Source organism: Empedobacter sp. UBA7248, from assembly GCF_002472945.1.
Lineage (GTDB): Bacteria > Bacteroidota > Bacteroidia > Flavobacteriales > Weeksellaceae > Empedobacter > Empedobacter falsenii_C.
In genome coordinates this window covers 25,752-44,356 of the sequence record NZ_DKSU01000005.1, presented here as the reverse complement: position 1 = coordinate 44,356, position 18,605 = coordinate 25,752, and the positions used below count along the sequence as shown (strand labels likewise).

Genomic DNA, 18,605 nt, shown 5'->3' with positions numbered 1-18,605 from the left:
GGCTTCAAATTTTGGAGCCTTTTTTGCGTTTAAAATCGAGATAATTTTAGATGTAACAATTTCGATTGTTTCTCGACATATAGATAAAATCAATTATGAAAAAATTCTTATTAAGTATATCAGTTGCCATGTTTGTTGGTGTGGCATCGTTCGCACAAGAAACGACAACTGCTCTACCTTTACCTAAAGTTGATCAAAAATATTGGCAACACGAATCTTTCGAAGAAAGTGGTGTTTATGGTGTTAATACTCAAAAAGCGTTACAATTTTTAGAATCAAAAAAACGTAAACCATCACAGTTAGTTGTTGGTGTTTTAGATTCTGGAGTTGAGATTACTCATCCAGATTTAAAAGATAATATTTGGACAAATAGCAAAGAAATTGCTGGGAATGGAATTGACGATGATAAAAATGGTTATGTTGATGATGTTCACGGTTGGAATTTTATCGGAGGAAAAGATGGTAAAAATGTTGATGGAGATACATTAGAGTTAACACGTCTTTTTGTAAAATACCGCGATTTATTCGAAAAAAGTAAAGATGCAGCTTCAAACAAAACGAAATTCCCAAAAGAATTTGAAGAATATCAAAAAATAAAACCTGAGTTCGAAAATAAATTAGCCGAAGCAAAACAAAATGCAGCGCAATATGTACAGATGAATGATATTTTCTCTGTTGCATTTCCTGCTTTGATTAAAGAATGGGGCGAAAAAGATTTGAATGAAAAAAATATGATGTCTTTTAAACCTGTTTCTAAAGAAGCACAACAAGGGATGATTATTTTTGGTATGGTTCCGAAAGAAGCTTGGGAAGGGAAATCGATGAAAGATTTCTTAACAGAAGTTGGAAATGAAATTTCAGAAGGAACAAAATACTACAAAGAACAAGTTGAAATTAACTTGAATACAGAATTAGATCCTCGTCCAATTGTTGGTGATAATTATGCTGATAAATCAGAACGTTTTTACGGAAATAATGATGTAGATGGTCCTGATTCTATGCACGGAACGCACGTTTCTGGAATTATTGCTGCAAAATCTGGTAACGGAATTGGAATGGATGGAATCGCAGGAAATGGTTATGTAAAAATCATGTCAGTTCGTACAGTTCCAAATGGAGACGAACGCGATAAAGACGTTGCAAATGCCATTCGTTATGCTGCAGATAATGGAGCAAAAATCTTGAACATGTCTTTTGGAAAAGCTTATTCTCCAGATAAACAAATTGTTTGGGATGCATTTAAATATGCTGAGAAAAAAGGTCTTTTATTGATTAAAGCTGCAGGAAATGAAAACGTAAATATTGATGACGAAATTCACTTCCCTAGTGTTTATGATAACAAAGGTGCAGAAGTTTCTAAAAACGTAATTACAGTTGGAGCAAACACAATGGATAATAACAATTTAAGAGCAAGTTTCTCTAATTTTGGTAAAAAGTCTGTAGACGTTTTTGCTCCAGGAAATGAAATATATTCAACTGTTCCTAATAAAGATGGGGAATACAAAAACGAAAGTGGAACTTCTATGGCTTCTCCAGTTGTAGCAGGAGTTGCAGCTTTGGTTTGGGCACATTATCCTAAATTAACTGCAACAGATATCAAACAAATTTTGTTAGAATCTGTCAACAAAAATCCTGCTTTAACAGATATTTCTGTAACAGGCGGTGTCGTTGATGCGTACAAAGCTGTTCAATTAGCAGAAAAAATGTATGTTGCTAAAAAATTGAAATAAGAAAATATCACTATTTTTTTATAGTAGTTAAGTAATAAAATAAACTTGGGTTAGATTCTATTTTTAGAATCTAACCTTTTTTTGTATAAGATATTTCTTCTACAAATTGAATTAAAACTCTTTTTCAACTCTTTCTATTTTTATGTTAATCAGTTATAAATGATTGATTTTTAACTTAAAGTTTAACACTTCTCATAATATATTGTTACATAATGTATTAATAATTTAGCTACAGTTTTAAGTAAAATATGTAAGTATTTATCATTTATCGATTGATTTCATTTTAAATATCTTAATTACGAATAGAATTTATTTTTTAACAATTTGATATAAAATCACTTAATATATAAACTTAAAACAAAACATTAAAATATTTATTCTATACTACCATGCAGAAATATATTTATGTTAGCCTATTCATTTTTTCAATGAATAATGTTAATGCGCAATTAATTATTGCAAATAATCAGAATAATGTCCAACTTTCTGAATCTACATTAATGCAATTTGAAGATGGATATACGAACGGAATCATCTTACCAGCGAACGATCAAGCTCCTATAAATGCTATAAATGGAACTTTTATTTTAGACCAATCTGATAAAAGAGTAAAAGTTTTTGAGAACAATCAATGGAAAAATCTTTCATATGAAGGAAATTTATCTGATATAATTTCAAATCCATCTGATGACTCAGGAGATGGTGTAATTTTAGGCTCTGAAACGTCTAATGCAAAAGGAGTTTTGGTCTTAGAGTCGGATGACAAATCATTGATTTTACCACGTATTAATGATCCTGTAAGTAATGTAAAATCTCCGTATCCAGGCATGATTTGTTACGATACAAAATCAAAAACGATTTGCATTTATGATGGTAAAGTTTGGAATTTTTGGAAATAGACTAGAGATTTATAATCATTTTTTTTTATTCATTACAACTTCTTTCAATACAATGCCAAGTCGTCCCATTGTACAACTTAATACATAAATCTGTTTGGTCATATATCAACATTCCTTCTACTGGTGTTTTAATTTGATCCGTATTGAGAACTCTACTAATTACGAATCCTTTTTCTTTAGAAGACAAAACAATTGCACCATTTGGAATATTTGAAGGCCAATTTACATTATTATTTTTGTATGTGCTTATCCCAATTTTACTCGGATCTCCGACAGATGATGTATTGGCAATTTTGACGCATTCTGTAGTAAAATCCCCATTTTTGTCCGCACATTTCTTTAATTGCGCTATCATTGGAGCACTACAATTTCCTGCCGATTCACAATCAAAAGTGACATTAGCAGCCGTTGAATTAACAATTGTTCCATTTGCATCTACATAATTGGGCAAATTACTGAAAACATAATTTTCACCTTGATTATAGCTTTTTTGATCAGGATTATAAGAATCATATTTTGTAAAATTAAGATTTGGACCAACTTTAGAACCATTTGGATTTAAAGGTTGTCTTGTATAAAAATATCCTTTGCTCGAATTATTCTTTGGTCCTTCTAATGACATTCCATTCATATTGACTGTACTCAATTTTACCAAACCTGCATTGTATATACTCGCTTGTGTGTTGCCATTTATTCCATTATTAAAAATAAATGTTCCATAATTTTCAATTCGGCTTGTTCCACTCAAATCACTGTTTCCTCCTTCTATTGTTACTGTTCCAGTATTAACAATACGCGAACCTCCCATATTAAAGCTTGATAATGAATAAATTTCGCCACAATTCACCATTAAAGTTGTCGCATTATTATCTATTGTATTCGAAACATCAATTCGCCCTTTGTTCAAAAATGTATTATTGCCTTCACTCAAATTAAATCGAACCACCTTCATTTCTTTGTTATTTTCGATGTAATTAATTGCTGTAGGCGAACCAAAATTCAAGGTACTTCTGATATCTACAGTTCCATTATTAATAAGATTTGTCGCATTATTACGAATTGTAATTCCAGATTGATTGCTTAATGTACCTGTCATTGAGATATTAATATCCAAATCGGAAGAAAAGTTCGGATTATTATTAAATTCTAATGAACCTTCAATCTCAAATCCATTTTTGAAACCTGTAGCGGTTGATAGATTAGTATTAAAAATTAATTTAGTGTTTGGTGCTATATGTATTATTGCACCATCTTCTAATTTCACATCATTAAAAGTCGTGTTTTCCGTAAAACAAACTCTCTTATTTGCAGGAAAAACATAATTATCAATAGGGCTTGGATTGGTTACATCACAACTTGTTTGTTGTCCATAAAGAAAGTTAAAACCAAACAAAAAAATGTAAAAAGGGTGTAATTTGGTAAGCATAGGTGTAGATTGTTTTTCTCTCTCTATCAATCCATATGCCTTTTTTTCAAATAATTGTATTTTAATAATTATAAATAGTTAAAAAAGATAATATCGTACTATTTTTACTTTGTAAATTATTAATGAATTATTTATTTAAAATCATAATTTCTTCTCGCCCATTTTTTAGTTGGTTCAATCCATTCATCAAGAGCTTTATAAAGAAAACCATGCTTTAAGCCATTATTTAATTCAATTTGTTTGAAATGATTGATTTTATTGGTTGAATTTTCTTTTCGTTTTATAGCAGAAACACCATAAATATCAGACTTTTCGTAAATGGTTAAAACGTTTCCAGAAAAATTTATGTCAGGCATTTCTTCTAAATCACTTTCTTGAAACGAACCAATAAATACATAGTTGATTTGAGGATTATTTTTAAAAGTTGATACATATTGCGCAATATAACCACCTTTGGAAGTTCCTACAACCGTAATATGATTAGGTTCAAATCCTATATTAATCAAACTATCAATTTGATTAACAACCTTTTTTGCATATATTATTCCGTCTGTTTTTGGCTTTCTTTTCTCGCTAATCACAATAAAACCATCTTTCCTGAATGAATTCAAAACTTTAGAATACTCAACTTTAGTTTTATAAACTGTATCATAATCACCATCGTTATGCGTTTCTAAATATTTATTATGGAGAAAAAAGATATAATCTTTGTCCTTCACATTTTTAGATATTTTATGTTGCGAACAACTCAATAAACCAATTAAGAGAACTAATAAATATTTCATTATTCAATTTTAAATCAATCAAATATAACAAAAAAAACCTTCACTTTTCAGTGAAGGGTTTTTCTATATTCTAAATTTGTGAATCTAAATTCTAACTTATGTTTACCAGTTCATCAAAACAGAACCCCATGTAAATCCAGCTCCAAAAGCAGTCATCATTATTAAGTCTCCTTTTTTGATTTTACCTTCTTGTTTTGCTTCGCTCAATGCAATCGGAATAGACGCTGCCGTTGTATTTCCGTAACGCATAATATTGTTATAAACTTTCTCATCAGGTAATCCCAATTGTTTTTGTACAAATTGAGAAATACGCAAATTCGCTTGATGTGGAATAAATAAATCTAAATCTTCTGGCTTTTTATTCGAAGCCGATAAAGCTTCGATAATTGATTCAGGAAAACGAGTTACTGCATGTTTGAAAACATAGTTCCCATTCATATATGGATAAATTTCTTTTTTAGTTAAAGTGTTTCCTTCTTTCAATAATTCATCCGACCAACCTGTTTTTGTTCCTGGGAAAGTAACTGCTAATTCTTCAGCAAATTCTCCTTCAGAATGTAAATTCGTCGATAAAATTCCACGTCCTTCTTCTTCCGATGCCGAAACAATTACCGCTCCTGCTCCATCTCCAAAAATTACTGAAACACCACGACCTTCATCCGACATATCCAATCCGAATGAATGAACTTCTGCTCCAATCACCAAAATATTTTTGTAAACTCCAGCCTTAATAAAAGCATCGGCAGTTGACAACGCATATACAAAACCAGAACATTGGTTACGAATATCCATTGCCCCAATCGTACGACAACCTAACTCTTTTTGTACCAACACACCATTTCCAGGGAAATAGTAATCGGGAGATAAAGTCGCAAATAAGATAAAATCGATATCTTGAGCAGTGATTCCTGCATCTTCTAACGCATTTTTAGCCGCAATAACACCCAAATCTGTAGACGAAATCTTAGAACCTGGCTCGATATGTCTTCTTTCGACAATCCCTGTACGTTCCTGAATCCATTCGTCATTGGTGTCCATCACCTCAGCTAAATCAAAGTTTGTAACAACTCTTTCGGGAACATAATGCCCAACACCTGTAATAATAGAGTGTATCATGTGATTATGGTTTACTTTTCAATTGAAGCAAAGATATTAAATGATAAGCATTCTTTAAAACAAATGCGTCTTTTTGACAATAAATTATTTAGAAAATCTTGTTTTTAATATTCCGTTCATAATGATAGAAAGTACCATTACCCCTGTAGCAATGTAAAATATAGGATTCATATGTTCTGAATCTCCAAAAATAATACTTGCCAAAATGATGCCATAAACTGGTTCTAAATTTACGTTCAACATCAACGTAAAAGCACTTACATGTTTCAGCAAATCAACTGATTCTATTTGTGCAAAAGCTGTAAAAATGACACCAAGTAAAGTCAACCATCCTAAGTTTGACCAACTTATATTTACAACTTCGGAAATAGCTTCTGGTTGAAAAAGAATCATCACCACAGAAAGTGTAATCACTCCACCAATCATTTCGTATAAAGTAACTTTAGTTGGTTTGATTGATTTTGGTAATCTCGAATTAAGAACGGCGAATAATGCAGACAAAAAACTACACAAAATACCGATGATTATTCCTAATTTATAATCTTCTGGTGATGCATTAAAAATAACAGCTACACAAGCAGAAACGATTATGGCAAGAATAATTTCGAGCAGATTAATTTTTCGCTTAAAGAAAATAGGTTCTAAAATCGCACTAAAAAGAGCACCCATCGATAATGTACTCAACGCAATTGAGATATTAGAAAGTTTAATCGACAAATAAAATGTAAACCAATGTATTCCGACTATTCCACCGATAGCAAGTAATCTCAATAATTCGTTTTTGGTCACTTTGAAATCCATTTTTCTGAATTTCATGTAAATAAAAACTGCAATAGCCCCAATAAGAACACGATACCAAACCATTGGCAACGCACTCATTGTAACTAATTTTCCGAAAACTCCTGTAAATCCCCAAAGAAGTACGAGAAACTGCAACCGAAGTTGAACTTTTGAAATCATTCTAAGCCTTTTTCGCAAAAGTAGAGTTTAATTCTATATTGCTAAAACGATTTAATTGATTTAATTGATTTAATTGATTTAATCTGTAAATAATTTTGTATATGTTTTAATGTTAAATTAACATCAAATAATTATTACTCAAACTTTAATTATTATTCTTAGTTGTATTTTCGAAACTTCAAAATTAATCGATGGATTTTAGTATTTTTTTACAACCAGATGCATTAGTTGCATTATTTACATTAACAATGTTAGAAATCGTTTTAGGGATTGATAATATTGTTTTTATCTCTATTTTGTCAGGAAAATTACCTGCACATCAGCAAAAGAAAGCACAACAGCTTGGTTTATTTTTAGCCATGTTTACACGTGTAATCCTTTTATTCTCGTTAAGTTGGGTGATGAGTCTTACCACTCCTCTATTCAATATCGGTGAATGGATTGGCATTACTTCAACCGAATGGTTAGAAAAATTAGCTATCTCTGGTCGAGATTTGATTTTATTAATCGGAGGATTATTCTTGATTTATAAGTCTACTGTAGAAATTCACCACAAAATAGAAGGTGTTGAAGAAACTGAAGGAAAAGTGAAAGTACATTCTTTTGCAGGAACTATTGTACAAATCTTAATTTTAGACATTGTTTTCTCATTAGATTCTGTGATTACAGCAGTTGGTATGGCAGAACATATCGAAGTTATGATTGCGGCTGTGATTATTGCTGTTGCTGTTATGATGCTTTCAGCAAGTGCGGTTTCTAAATTTGTGAACGATCATCCAACTGTTAAAATGTTGGCTTTATCATTCTTATTATTAATCGGTGTTTCGTTATTAGCAGAAGGATTTGATCAACACATTTCGAAAGGATACATTTATTTCGCTATGGGATTCTCTGTTTTAGTCGAATTCTTGAATTTGAAAATGAAGAAAAAGCATTCGAATCCTGGAATTGTCCGAAATATGGTTGGCGACGCAGAAGAACAAAACAAAAATTTATAATACTTTTTGACTACAGCCAAAATTAGGACAGATATTAGTTATTATAAAAATGAGTTCGATATTCTATCGAACTCATTTTATTTAAGTTTAATTTCATTCTTATATTATTGCAATAGTGAATAGGTTGTTTTATTTCCATTTTTAATTGTATTAAATTTTTAAATAGTACTTCGATAAGTCTTAATTTAATTTTTAGCATGACAATTTCTTTTCATACTACTTTTTTACGGTTTACAATCTACTAAATATACTGCATCTACTTTGTCATAAAGGATAATCGATTTAATACACAACTTTTTATCAATATGAAATAAACGAAAGATACAGTTATAAAAACTAAGACTATGATTTTTTGAAATCTTCTACTCAAGCTATTTCGTAATCAGAAATACAGAAAATTAATTTGTTTTTCTAGCTAATAAGATATTCATCAAGAAAGTCCCAGCCCAATTACTAGAGCTCGAATAATCATCAGAACGTCCAACGGAAATAGTTAACCTAGTTTTATTATTTACATTTTCTAATTTAACAAAAGATGGAGTAAAAACATCTGGGTAACTTTGATCATTCCCAGCGGTAATAATAGGATACATATTATCAATATTGAAAGGTTTTCCTTGATATTCATAGACCAATAACATTCTACTATTTGTTTTACTAGATGTATTTACGCTTGTAGATGTTTTATTCACAAGCCACCATCCAGCATCAGTACTTGTAGATGGAGTATCATATTTTGTTATCGCATGATTTGTAAAATCAGCTTTATCAGTACTAGAGGCAACAGAGCTTCCATGCGGAGGAATGTATAAATGTGTTCCATATATTTCCACATTCGTATTGACTGGTTTACCAATGAAAGAAAGGTCCCAAGTTCCACCAGAAGTATTTGTATTATTTACAACCTCAACAAAGCATCCAGGCGGAATAATAAAGTTATCAATAGCTATACTTGTACTTCTTAACGTATTCCCAGTAGCAGCTGTTAACGTGAGATTATTCGTAGATAAATTTTTTATTTTGTAAATTCTCCCAGAAAATGATTTTGTACCACTTTCTACTACAGGAAGTGTAAAAGTTGCAATAGTATTCCCTGTATAGCTAACATAATAGTCTAAATTGGTTAATGTGGTTGACGTCTTTATTTCGCGATAATTTGCTTCAAAAGAACCTTCAATAGATAATGTAGAATTTGGACTTTGTGTGTTTATCCCTACTTGAGAAAATAAAAAAACGCTAGGAAATAAAATAGATGTAGTGAATAAGATAATTTTTTTCATTTTTATTATTTTAGAAATAATTGCTAATGTTGATAGAATCTAAAGATTCCTTTATATCGTTTAATATGTTTTTTTTGCTAATAAAAAATTTAAGAGAAAGGTCTCTTGCCATGAATTCACCTGATTATCGATTCTAGCTACAGAAATACTTAATCTTGTTTTTCCATCAGTTCCATCATTTTTTAAAGAAACAAAAGATGGGGTAAAAATATCTGGAAGATTACTGTTATTACCTGTTGACAAAATACAATACATATTATCAAGTTCAAAAGGTTTCCCTTGATATTCATACACGATCACCATTCGAGCTGTTGTTTGATTAGCTACTGATGCAGTTGAAGTTTTACTAATTACCCACCAATCTTTGTCTTTAGAATCGTATGAAGAATTGTTATGCGAAGTAAAATCAGCAGTAAACGTAGCATGAGGAGGTATATAGAGTTGATTACCATAAACTTCTACATTACTTGAGATAGATTCTCCTAAAAAAGATAAATCCCATGTACCATTAGAAGTATTTGCATTGTTTATGATTTCTATATATGCTCCTGGTGAAAGGAGAAAGGAAGCTACAGCTACATTCTCACTTCTTATAGTATTACCAGAAGAAGGAATAACGGTCAAATTATAATTTGATAGGTTCTTAATTTTATACAGTCTTCCTGTATAAGCTGTTGCACCGTTTCCTATAACGGGTAATGTCAGGATTCCTGCTTCAGTACCTGTATAACTTACATAATAGTTAGAATTATTAAGTGTTAAATTAGTTTTAGTTTCACTATAGCCCTTTTCAATAGAACCTTCTATAGAAAGAGTTGAATTGGGTGTTAAGGTATTAATTCCAACTTGAGCAATGGTGGTAATAAAACTAAATAACATGTAAAGAGTAAAGAGTATTTTTTTCATTTTAAATAATTTGCATTAAGATTTTGTATGATAATTGAAGTATAATTCAATTAAAATTTAGCGTAGTACTTGCAAAAATTTAGAGACGTAGTCTAAATAAAAAATAAGAATTTGGGTTAGTAAAAAGTTTTCGGTCTGTAAATTTAAATATAAATGATTAATTAAACTAATTTCAGTCGTAAAATATTAATTTATAATCATTAAATTTTAGTCAGTCATACTAATTTGATTGGAAAATGAATGAAATTTCTCTTCAAAATCCAATCAATATTTTGTTGCACATAATGCATTTTACTCAATAGATCATACATCAAAAAATATAGCTTGATGGATCAGAGAAAAGAATTCTAGTCATTTAAAAAGTTCTTCATCAAATAGTATTAAAATTAATCCGTTTAATCCTTCATTGTTTTTTGAGATTTATTTATTTTTGCTTTATTAATAATTAGTCTAAATAAGCAATATTTACTCAATAGAGCACATGAGAAAAAATTATTACTCGTTAAAAACAGTAGGAAAAGCATTCTTACTTGTACTAATGGTCAATCAAGTTGATGCAAAAGATGCCAATCTAAACAAAATATATTGGGAAAGCACAATAAATTATGACCAAGAAACATGCGAGATTCATGGTCATGTAGTAACAGAGGACGGATCCCCTATTGCAGATGCCTATGTTTCGTTATCTAATGGAATGAAAACAAAAACCAGTTCGGATGGAACTTTTGTCTTTACAGATATTGATAAAGGAACTTATCAACTAACAATCAATCATTTCAATTACAACGAAATAATTCAGGACGTTACAATTACTGATCAAACAAATGCAACATTATCAATTGTATTAAAAACAGATAATCAGTTAAAAGAAGTCATTGTAACTGCCAGTAGAATGCCCGAAAGTATTGACGAAGTTCCTTCTACATTAACATATATCTCTGCTAAAGACATGCAGATACAATCCCAAATTAATGATAATTTACCTAATATTTTGATGCAAAAAGTTCCTAGTATTTCTCCTAGTGAAGAAAGTCAAAATAATTTTATTGGTAAAATTAGAGGTCGTAATTTTCTTGTGTTAATCGATGGTATTCCACAATCTACACCTTTACGAAATGGGGGTCGAGATTTAAGATCAATAGATGCTTCTGCTATTGACCATATAGAAGTCATACAAGGCGCGTCTTCTATGTACGGAAATGGTGCTGCAGGTGGAATTGTAAATTACATTACAAAAAAAGCAAATAACAAGAAGAAAATTAATTCGTCAACTTATTTCAATAATACATTAAGCTTAGTCAATCCTAAGGAAACTTTTGGATATAATATTTCACAAGTATTTTCAGGAAAATTAGATAAATTTACTTATTTGCTTCAAGGCAAAATAGCGAATACAGGAGTGGTTAGATCGGCCGATGGTGAAATAAATAGTCCATTTTATGGTATAGGAGAAACTAAAAGTTATAATGCCTTGCTTAAAATTGGATACCAGATAAGTGACAATCACCATATCGAGTTAATGGGAAATTATTACCGTAGCATGCAAGATAGTAAGTATGAAGGAACAAAAGGTATTTTTGGAGAAAGACCTTCGATAGCTGTTCCTACTGATAATCCTGCAAATGGAGGTACTCCGTATAGTAAAAATGTAAGTTTACGTTATGATGGGGAATTTGGAAAAACAAGTGCAAATGCAGTCCTTTATTACGAAGATATGAATTCCGTTTTCGAAACCTATAATCAAATTTATTCTGATCATAAAGGAGCACGTTTAAACTTTACAACACCTTTTGAATTAGGAAAAGCAGGTAAAGTGACCTTAATTTATGGGGTTGATTTTCTGAAAGATCATGCCGTTCAATTAGGATTAGACAAAAGCCATGTTACTCCTGATATGGATTTAAATAGTTTTGCTTATTACATTCAATCAAAATTTAACTTGGCCGAACACTGGATTGTAAAAGCAGGAATACGTCATGAGTTTTTAGGATTTAAAGTTGGTGATTTAACTAAAGCAAATAAATTTACACCTGGTGATAAAAATAATTCAAATGCACTCGTTTTCAATATCGCAGCCAGATATAATAAACTTAGCTATTTACAACCTTTCGTTAGTTTTTCGCAAGGATATTCTATTGGAGATATCGGTTTAGTATTACGAAATAATGTTGCTTTAGATGCAATTGATCCTAAACCAGTCTCTGTTAATAATTACGAAGCTGGAATAAGTGGTAATTTCTGGAAATTAGACTATCAACTTACAGGATATTACAGCACATCAGATCGCGGAACAACTTTCGCCGAAATTGGAGCTCCTGGAAACTATCAATTATCACAAGTTCCACAGCGTATATACGGTTTAGAAGCCGTAGTTAATGTAAAACCTATAAAATGGTTGAAAGTTGGTGGAATAATGGGATATATGGATGGTCGTCAAGATTTGAAGAATGAAGGAGAATTTAAAGATAAATTAGATAATTCTATCCTTACACCACTTAAGTTATCTTTCAACTTAGACACTAAAATTACAGACCAATGGAATGTATTTTTTCAGTTAACGAATTTATCAGGTCGTGATGTTTTTGATAAATCACAATATAACTATGGTAAATACCCTATTTCTGGTTATACAATATGTGATTTATATACAAGCTATAAGCTAAAGAATATAACATTTAATCTTTCTTTTAACAATTTATTCAATGCCGACTACTACCCTATTCATGCCGAAGTTAGAGGCGCTACTAATGACGGAAGATATTATATAAAAGGTAGTGGTACCACTGCTAGTCTTGGATTGAAACTCGATTTATAATCTTATATAGTTTAAAACCTCTGTTATTTAATAGAGGTTTTTAATTTTCATCTCATTATCATTTCAAAGGATTGAGAAATCTAATCTTTACATCATAACATTATACATATTACCCAAGCTCCACTAGAGTTTATCTTTTTAATTTCAAATTATAATTTAATAAAAAACTTTGTCATTATGAACTCGTTTTAAAATCTTAACTCCACATTCCCAAATCCATCACAAAAGACTTAATACATAATACTTTTTACATCTCAATTCTCAAATCTAAAATCTAAATCCTAGCTCTATTCAATCGAGCAGCATTTAATATCACCGATACCGAACTCAAACTCATCGTAGCAGCAGCTACCATTGGAGATAATAAAATCCCGAAAAAAGGATACAATAATCCTGCTGCAACAGGTATACCTAATGCATTATAAATAAATGCAAAAACTAAATTCTCTTTGATATTTCGCATCATTTTATGACTTAATACAATACTTTTATACACACCAATCAAATCTCCTTTCAACAAAGTAATATCTGCACTTTCTATGGCAACATCAGTTCCTGTTCCCATTGCAATCGATACATCAGCTTGTGCCAATGCAGGTGCATCATTAATTCCATCACCAGCCATCGCAACCACTTGTTGTTTAATCTGCAAATCTTTAATAGTATTCAGTTTATCTTGCGGCAATACTTTCGCTTTAAAATGTGCTATACCAACTTCATTGGCTACTTTCTGAGCTGTTTGCTCATTATCACCCGTCAACATCATCACATCTACTTTTTGTTCTTTTATTTTTTGAATCGCTTCTTTCGACGATGCTTTTATTTCGTCCGAAATTTCAAACGCGGCCAAGACTTTTCCATTTACACCCAAAAAAGACAACGTATTCATGCTATCCACTTTCGGCACTTGCATACCTGCAAACGTCATTAACGCTTCATTACCCAAATACACTTCTTTTCCATCCACTTCTCCTTTCACACCTTTACCAGCAATATCTTCAAAATTTTGAATAGAATGCAAGTTCAAATTCTCTTTCTCTGCCGCATGAACAAAAGATTGCGCCAATGGATGTCCACTGTTTTGGTTCATACTTGCTGCCAATAGCAAGACATCATTTTTATTCGATCCTTCAAACGGAATAATATTTACTACCGCTGGTTTTCCTTCAGTAATCGTTCCTGTTTTGTCAATTGTTAAAGTCGTTACGTTATTCAATCGTTCCAAAGCTTCAGCATTTTTCACCAAAACCCCATTTTTAGCACCTTTACCAACTGCTACCATCACCGACATAGGCGTAGCCAAACCAAGAGCACAAGGACAAGCCACAATCAGCACGGCTAATGCATTCGCAATGGCAAAAGCTACACGATTTTCACTGCCAAAAATCCACCAAGCCAAAAAGGTTATCAACGCAATAACCATCACAGTAGGAACAAATATTTTGGAGATTTTATCGACTACTTTCTGAATTGGAGCCTGACTTCTACTTGCCTGATTGACCATATCAATAATTTGAGCCAATAAAGTTTCACCTCCAACTTTTGTTGCCTTCATTAAGAACATTTTACTTCCGTTGATGGTTCCTGCCACCACTTCATCATCAATCGTTTTTGAAACAGGAATTGGTTCTCCCGAAATCATACTTTCGTCAATATCTGCAAAACCTTCGGTAACAATTCCATCTACAGGTACTTTATCACCTGGTTTTACACGTAAAATATCATCTAATTGAATCTGATCAATGCTTACTTTTTCTTCTTTTCCATTAACTATTCTAAAAGCTTCGTTCGGAGATAATTTAATCAACTCTTTTAAGGCAGAATTCGTTTTAGAATGCGCTTTGGCTTCCAACATTTGTCCTAACATCACCAAAGTTAAAATTACCGCTACCGACTCAAAATACAAGGCTACCTGACCATGATGCGTTTTGAACTCAGCAGGAAATAAAGATGGGAAAAATAAACCCACTACCGAATACAAAAAGCCAGCACCAGCACCCAACCCAATTAAACTAAACATATTAAGATTCCATGTTTTGAAAGAAACCCAAGCACGTTGAAAAAATGACCAACATGTATAAAAAGCAATTGGTAAACATAACGCAAACTGAATATAGGCTGATACTTGTGGACTTACAATTTTACCAATTGGATTACCTGGAAGCATTTCACCCATTGCCAATACAAAAATAGGAACAGTTAATACCATAGAAATCCAAAACATTTTTCGGGTATGATGATAAACATCATCAGCCGAATCGGTTTGTACAACAGGAATCAAATCCATCCCACATATCGGGCAAAAACCAGGTTGATCTTTGATGATTTCGGGGTGCATCGGACACGTATATTCGTTTGCTAAACTCAATTTTTCTTCTTTTATTAAATGCATTCCACAAACCGGACAGTTACCAGGTTTATCGTAGGTTTTATCCCCTTCACAATGCATCGGACAATAATACACATCGCCAGTAGTTGTTTTCTTAGGAAGTGCTGCAAAAGGTGCTTTAACTTGACCATGCGAACAACTCGCGTGATCATGCTTTGACGTTTCTTTAATTTCTTCTGTTTTATGTGAACACGAAGCGTGATTATCATTCGGTTTCGTTTCCGAATTCTCTTTTTCCTTTTTTACCAAATGCATCCCACAAACCGGACAATCACCTTGTTTATCGTAGGTCTTATCCCCTTCACAATACATCGGACAATAGTATTCAGCTGCATCACTTTCCATTGTTTTATGCGAACTTGATTCTGAATCCTGTGCTGATTGAACTTCAGCTGTTGGTGTTTCTGAATTTTCAGGAATTTCTATCAAAAACATTCCACATTTTGGACATTTTCCAGCTTCATTACTTACAATCTCTGGATGCATGGGACAAGTATATTTCATATAAAAAAAGTTTTTTTTAGATGATTTTAGTGTTTCAATCGTGCTTCTATCAACATGAAGAGCGATTTACTTCACTTAAATTTACAAATATTATTCTACAAATTTCATATAACTTTATATCAAAAGATTACACAATTTAGAAGACAATGTATATAATTTACAGATACATTATTACCCTTAATACCTCTTATCTATTTTTATTTTCTGTATTCATATAAAATGAAATCAGCTTGATAATTCGTTATTTAGCATCTAAAACATTGTAAATCATAATTTTTACATTGTACATTTCACAGCCGTCTCAATACTAATATCTACTTTTTACCCAACAAAAAACTACCCATTACTTGGGTAGCCTCTAAAGATTAAAACAAATTTTCATTTTTGAATTTCTGCAACAGCAACGATAAACAAAAACTACTTAACGCTCCTACAAGCGAAAGTAAAATTGTTGAAATAACATCTTGCCATTGTATACTTGCATACATACCGCACATTGTTCCGCAAATCACACTATATTTTGTGTGATCGTGTGGCGGAATCGGATTCATCAACAGCATCATGATCAACCGTTAATTGACTTACAGCCGTTAAAACACCACCAGTAACAACCAAATATCCACCTAACTGTACCAATAATGTTGGTAATACAACAGGAGCGGCAATCAATACACCACCTATACTGGCAGCGACTAATCCTATTGTTCGGATATGTTGAAATAATTTGGGTGTTGGTAATTGCAAACGTTCAACTATATTCATAGCGTTTGTTTTTGAATGTGTAAAAAAACCTCTTCACCTCTCTGTAAATACTCATAAACAACCATTTTCAATCGTTCAAATGCTTTACGAGAGTCAATACCTTTTCCTTCTCCTTGCAGAGAAGTAACAGGAGCTATACATCCATTCAGCTCCTTCAGTGCATCATTCGCTGGATGAAACAAAATTAACGATCGATTCGGAACCAAATCGATCCATACATGCCACCCAAAACGTTGACTGAAACGTTTTTTAAGTGGATATTTACCTTCTGGAATACATGATTTACGTTTCAAATTATCATACCATGGTAATTCAATTGTCATGCAAATCAGTTGTTGCTGTAACCAAAGTTGTCCATTGGTTCCGTCAGATAAATACTTTCTTTTTAAAACTAAATCCATTTTCTATTTTTTTTAGTTGTTATCTGGTTATTCATTTTGATTATTTAATTGATAAAACCGTCAATTCGAGTGGAATTCTGATAGAATTTCGTATCGAGAATAAGGTTTTAATAAATAAAAATATATTTTGAGTAAAATTTCTCTCAAGCTTGTTCTGAGTTTATCGAAGTATAATTTCAAAAAATAACTCGAACTCACAAATTTTAATTCAAAAGGAACAACAGATATCATTAGATATTTTAATAATCGCCCATCCACTTCTGCATAAACTTTTCATAAAATTCTAATCTATTTCCATATTAAACAAATCACTTCAAACCATATGTCTTTTATAATCAATGAAAAACATTTTTATACATTTTTGTCATACAACAACAATTATTTTTAGAAAAATAGATCATTTTCTAAAAAAACTAAACAAATAAAACCATCAGGAACAACAAGCTATTAAGTTCTATTTAATTTAATTCGACAACTAAAAAAAAATGAAATATGAAAAAAAACAAACGAATTATCATTTATGCAAAAGACATACAAAATGCTACAGGAAGAAGTTATAGACAAAGTCTTCGTTTATTACAAAAAGCCAAAAACACTGTTGGTAAATCAAAAGAAGACATGTTAAGTCTAAGGGAATTCTGTGAGGTATACAACATTAATCCCCTCGATTTTCAAGAATCAATTTAAAAACAAAAAAATTATGAACGATAAAACTATATTCTCGGTTCAATGGTTCAATTCTATTATCAAAAAAATAGATGAATTAGAACAAGATTGGAAAAATAATATTATCCAATTCAGCGATTCCATTTTAATGGAAGAACATCAAGTAACAACCTTATTACAAATTTCAAAATCCACCTTACGAAGGTATTGCTTAAAAAAGTATTTTAACGTGTATCAAGTAGGCAAGCGAAACCTTTACTTACAACACGATATTATCAGAGGTATTCTAACACATTTAGTCAAATAAATAACAAAAGAGAAATAAATAGTTTATTTCTCTTTTTTAATTCAAATTCTCTTTTAACAACGAATTCCAAAACCGTCATTACAAAAAAGTCGAGCGTCAACTCGGCATAAAGAGCGTTAAAAATGATTTATGTTCGCATTTCACCTCCTCTCTCAATACTAATATCTCATCTCTAACATCTACTTTGTACATTTTACATACTATATAATACAATTCTAATATCTCAATACAAATATCTACATACATAACATCTACATATCGATACACGAACACCGAACAAACCATATAGAACGGATATACAATGGATACAGAATGGATACAGAGCGGATACACAACCGATACAGAAAAGTGTCATTTTCGATATACACCGATACAGGAATTTAACACTTTTTAACACTTAATTTCTCTAACCACAATAGAAACACAGGTTTTTGCTACGTTTTACGTTCTACGCTTAACGTTTTACGGATTTTGTCATTCTGAGCTTGTCTCAGAATGACATTCAATATGTCATTTCGAGGTATCGAGAAATCTTTTGTCACTTTTTTATTCATAGCTTATCTATTCTAATTATCGGTATTCATATGTCTTCAGGTAGCTCATCCAAAAAAACATTTGAAATTAAGAATTTGAAATTAAAAGGAGGAGCCATGATATGGCT

At 31.4% G+C, this 18,605-nt stretch carries 15 protein-coding genes; 5 read left to right on the top strand and 10 right to left on the bottom strand.

What is annotated here, in order from left to right; genetic code table 11:
* Positions 1-95 precede the first annotated feature (95 nt).
* On the top strand, positions 96-1,730 hold the full coding sequence (locus tag B4A23_RS02510; protein WP_291116487.1) for a S8 family peptidase: 1,635 nt from the start codon (positions 96-98) through the stop codon (positions 1,728-1,730).
* A gap of 428 nt (positions 1,731-2,158) precedes the next feature.
* A complete protein-coding gene (locus B4A23_RS02505; protein ID WP_291116484.1) occupies positions 2,159-2,629 on the top strand; it encodes a hypothetical protein in 471 nt (156 codons plus the stop codon).
* A gap of 25 nt (positions 2,630-2,654) precedes the next feature.
* Here B4A23_RS02505 and B4A23_RS02500 read toward each other — a convergent pair whose 3' ends face one another.
* The 4 genes from B4A23_RS02500 to B4A23_RS02485 all read right to left on the bottom strand — a co-directional run bounded on the left by B4A23_RS02500 (position 2,655) and on the right by B4A23_RS02485 (position 6,916).
* Entirely contained in the window at positions 2,655-4,085 is a 1,431-nt protein-coding gene (locus tag B4A23_RS02500; RefSeq protein ID WP_291116481.1) for a hypothetical protein, read from the bottom strand.
* Between the two features lie 101 nt (positions 4,086-4,186).
* Positions 4,187-4,840, bottom strand: a complete 654-nt coding sequence (locus B4A23_RS02495) for an alpha/beta hydrolase (RefSeq protein WP_291116478.1) — start codon at positions 4,838-4,840, stop codon at positions 4,187-4,189.
* 102 nt (positions 4,841-4,942) lie between these two features.
* The gene (locus B4A23_RS02490) at positions 4,943-5,956 is read right to left on the bottom strand and encodes a beta-ketoacyl-ACP synthase III (RefSeq protein WP_291116475.1); all 1,014 of its coding nucleotides are present in this window, start codon (positions 5,954-5,956) and stop codon (positions 4,943-4,945) included.
* Between the two features lie 84 nt (positions 5,957-6,040).
* On the bottom strand, positions 6,041-6,916 hold the full coding sequence (locus tag B4A23_RS02485) for a DMT family transporter (protein WP_291061668.1): 876 nt from the start codon (positions 6,914-6,916) through the stop codon (positions 6,041-6,043).
* 191 nt (positions 6,917-7,107) lie between these two features.
* On the opposite strand from B4A23_RS02485, the gene B4A23_RS02480 reads away from it, so the two are divergent.
* Positions 7,108-7,914 (top strand): TerC family protein, encoded by an 807-nt coding sequence (locus tag B4A23_RS02480; protein WP_038331456.1) that lies wholly within the window; start codon positions 7,108-7,110, stop codon positions 7,912-7,914.
* A 34-nt stretch (positions 7,915-7,948) separates the two neighbouring features.
* Here B4A23_RS02480 and B4A23_RS16530 read toward each other — a convergent pair whose 3' ends face one another.
* From B4A23_RS16530 to B4A23_RS02470, 3 genes are all read right to left on the bottom strand, one after another.
* The gene (locus B4A23_RS16530; RefSeq protein ID WP_414647050.1) at positions 7,949-8,113 is read right to left on the bottom strand and encodes an IS3 family transposase; all 165 of its coding nucleotides are present in this window, start codon (positions 8,111-8,113) and stop codon (positions 7,949-7,951) included.
* Between the two features lie 199 nt (positions 8,114-8,312).
* The gene (locus B4A23_RS02475; RefSeq protein WP_291116472.1) at positions 8,313-9,194 is read right to left on the bottom strand and encodes a hypothetical protein; all 882 of its coding nucleotides are present in this window, start codon (positions 9,192-9,194) and stop codon (positions 8,313-8,315) included.
* A gap of 60 nt (positions 9,195-9,254) precedes the next feature.
* Positions 9,255-10,100 carry a hypothetical protein gene (locus tag B4A23_RS02470; RefSeq protein WP_291116469.1) on the bottom strand — a complete coding sequence of 282 codons (846 nt, stop codon included), beginning with the start codon at positions 10,098-10,100 and terminating at the stop codon, positions 9,255-9,257.
* A 481-nt stretch (positions 10,101-10,581) separates the two neighbouring features.
* Between B4A23_RS02470 and B4A23_RS02465 the strand changes: the two genes are divergently transcribed.
* Positions 10,582-12,915, top strand: coding sequence for a TonB-dependent receptor (locus tag B4A23_RS02465; protein WP_291116466.1), 2,334 nt, complete (start codon positions 10,582-10,584; stop codon positions 12,913-12,915).
* 274 nt (positions 12,916-13,189) lie between these two features.
* Here the strand turns inward: B4A23_RS02465 and B4A23_RS02460 are convergent, their stop codons facing one another.
* The 3 genes from B4A23_RS02460 to B4A23_RS02450 form a co-directional block, all read right to left on the bottom strand.
* Positions 13,190-15,808 (bottom strand): copper-transporting P-type ATPase, encoded by a 2,619-nt coding sequence (locus B4A23_RS02460; protein WP_291116463.1) that lies wholly within the window; start codon positions 15,806-15,808, stop codon positions 13,190-13,192.
* Between the two features lie 513 nt (positions 15,809-16,321).
* Positions 16,322-16,570 carry a hypothetical protein gene (locus tag B4A23_RS02455; RefSeq protein WP_180904519.1) on the bottom strand — a complete coding sequence of 83 codons (249 nt, stop codon included), beginning with the start codon at positions 16,568-16,570 and terminating at the stop codon, positions 16,322-16,324.
* Complete coding sequence (locus B4A23_RS02450) at positions 16,567-16,971, bottom strand: DUF5675 family protein (RefSeq protein WP_291116460.1); 405 nt, start codon at positions 16,969-16,971, stop codon at positions 16,567-16,569. The genes B4A23_RS02455 and B4A23_RS02450 overlap by 4 nt, the downstream gene beginning before the upstream one ends.
* A gap of 492 nt (positions 16,972-17,463) precedes the next feature.
* On the opposite strand from B4A23_RS02450, the gene B4A23_RS02445 reads away from it, so the two are divergent.
* The gene (locus B4A23_RS02445; protein WP_291093348.1) at positions 17,464-17,658 is read left to right on the top strand and encodes a hypothetical protein; all 195 of its coding nucleotides are present in this window, start codon (positions 17,464-17,466) and stop codon (positions 17,656-17,658) included.
* Positions 17,659-18,605: the final 947 nt, after the last annotated feature.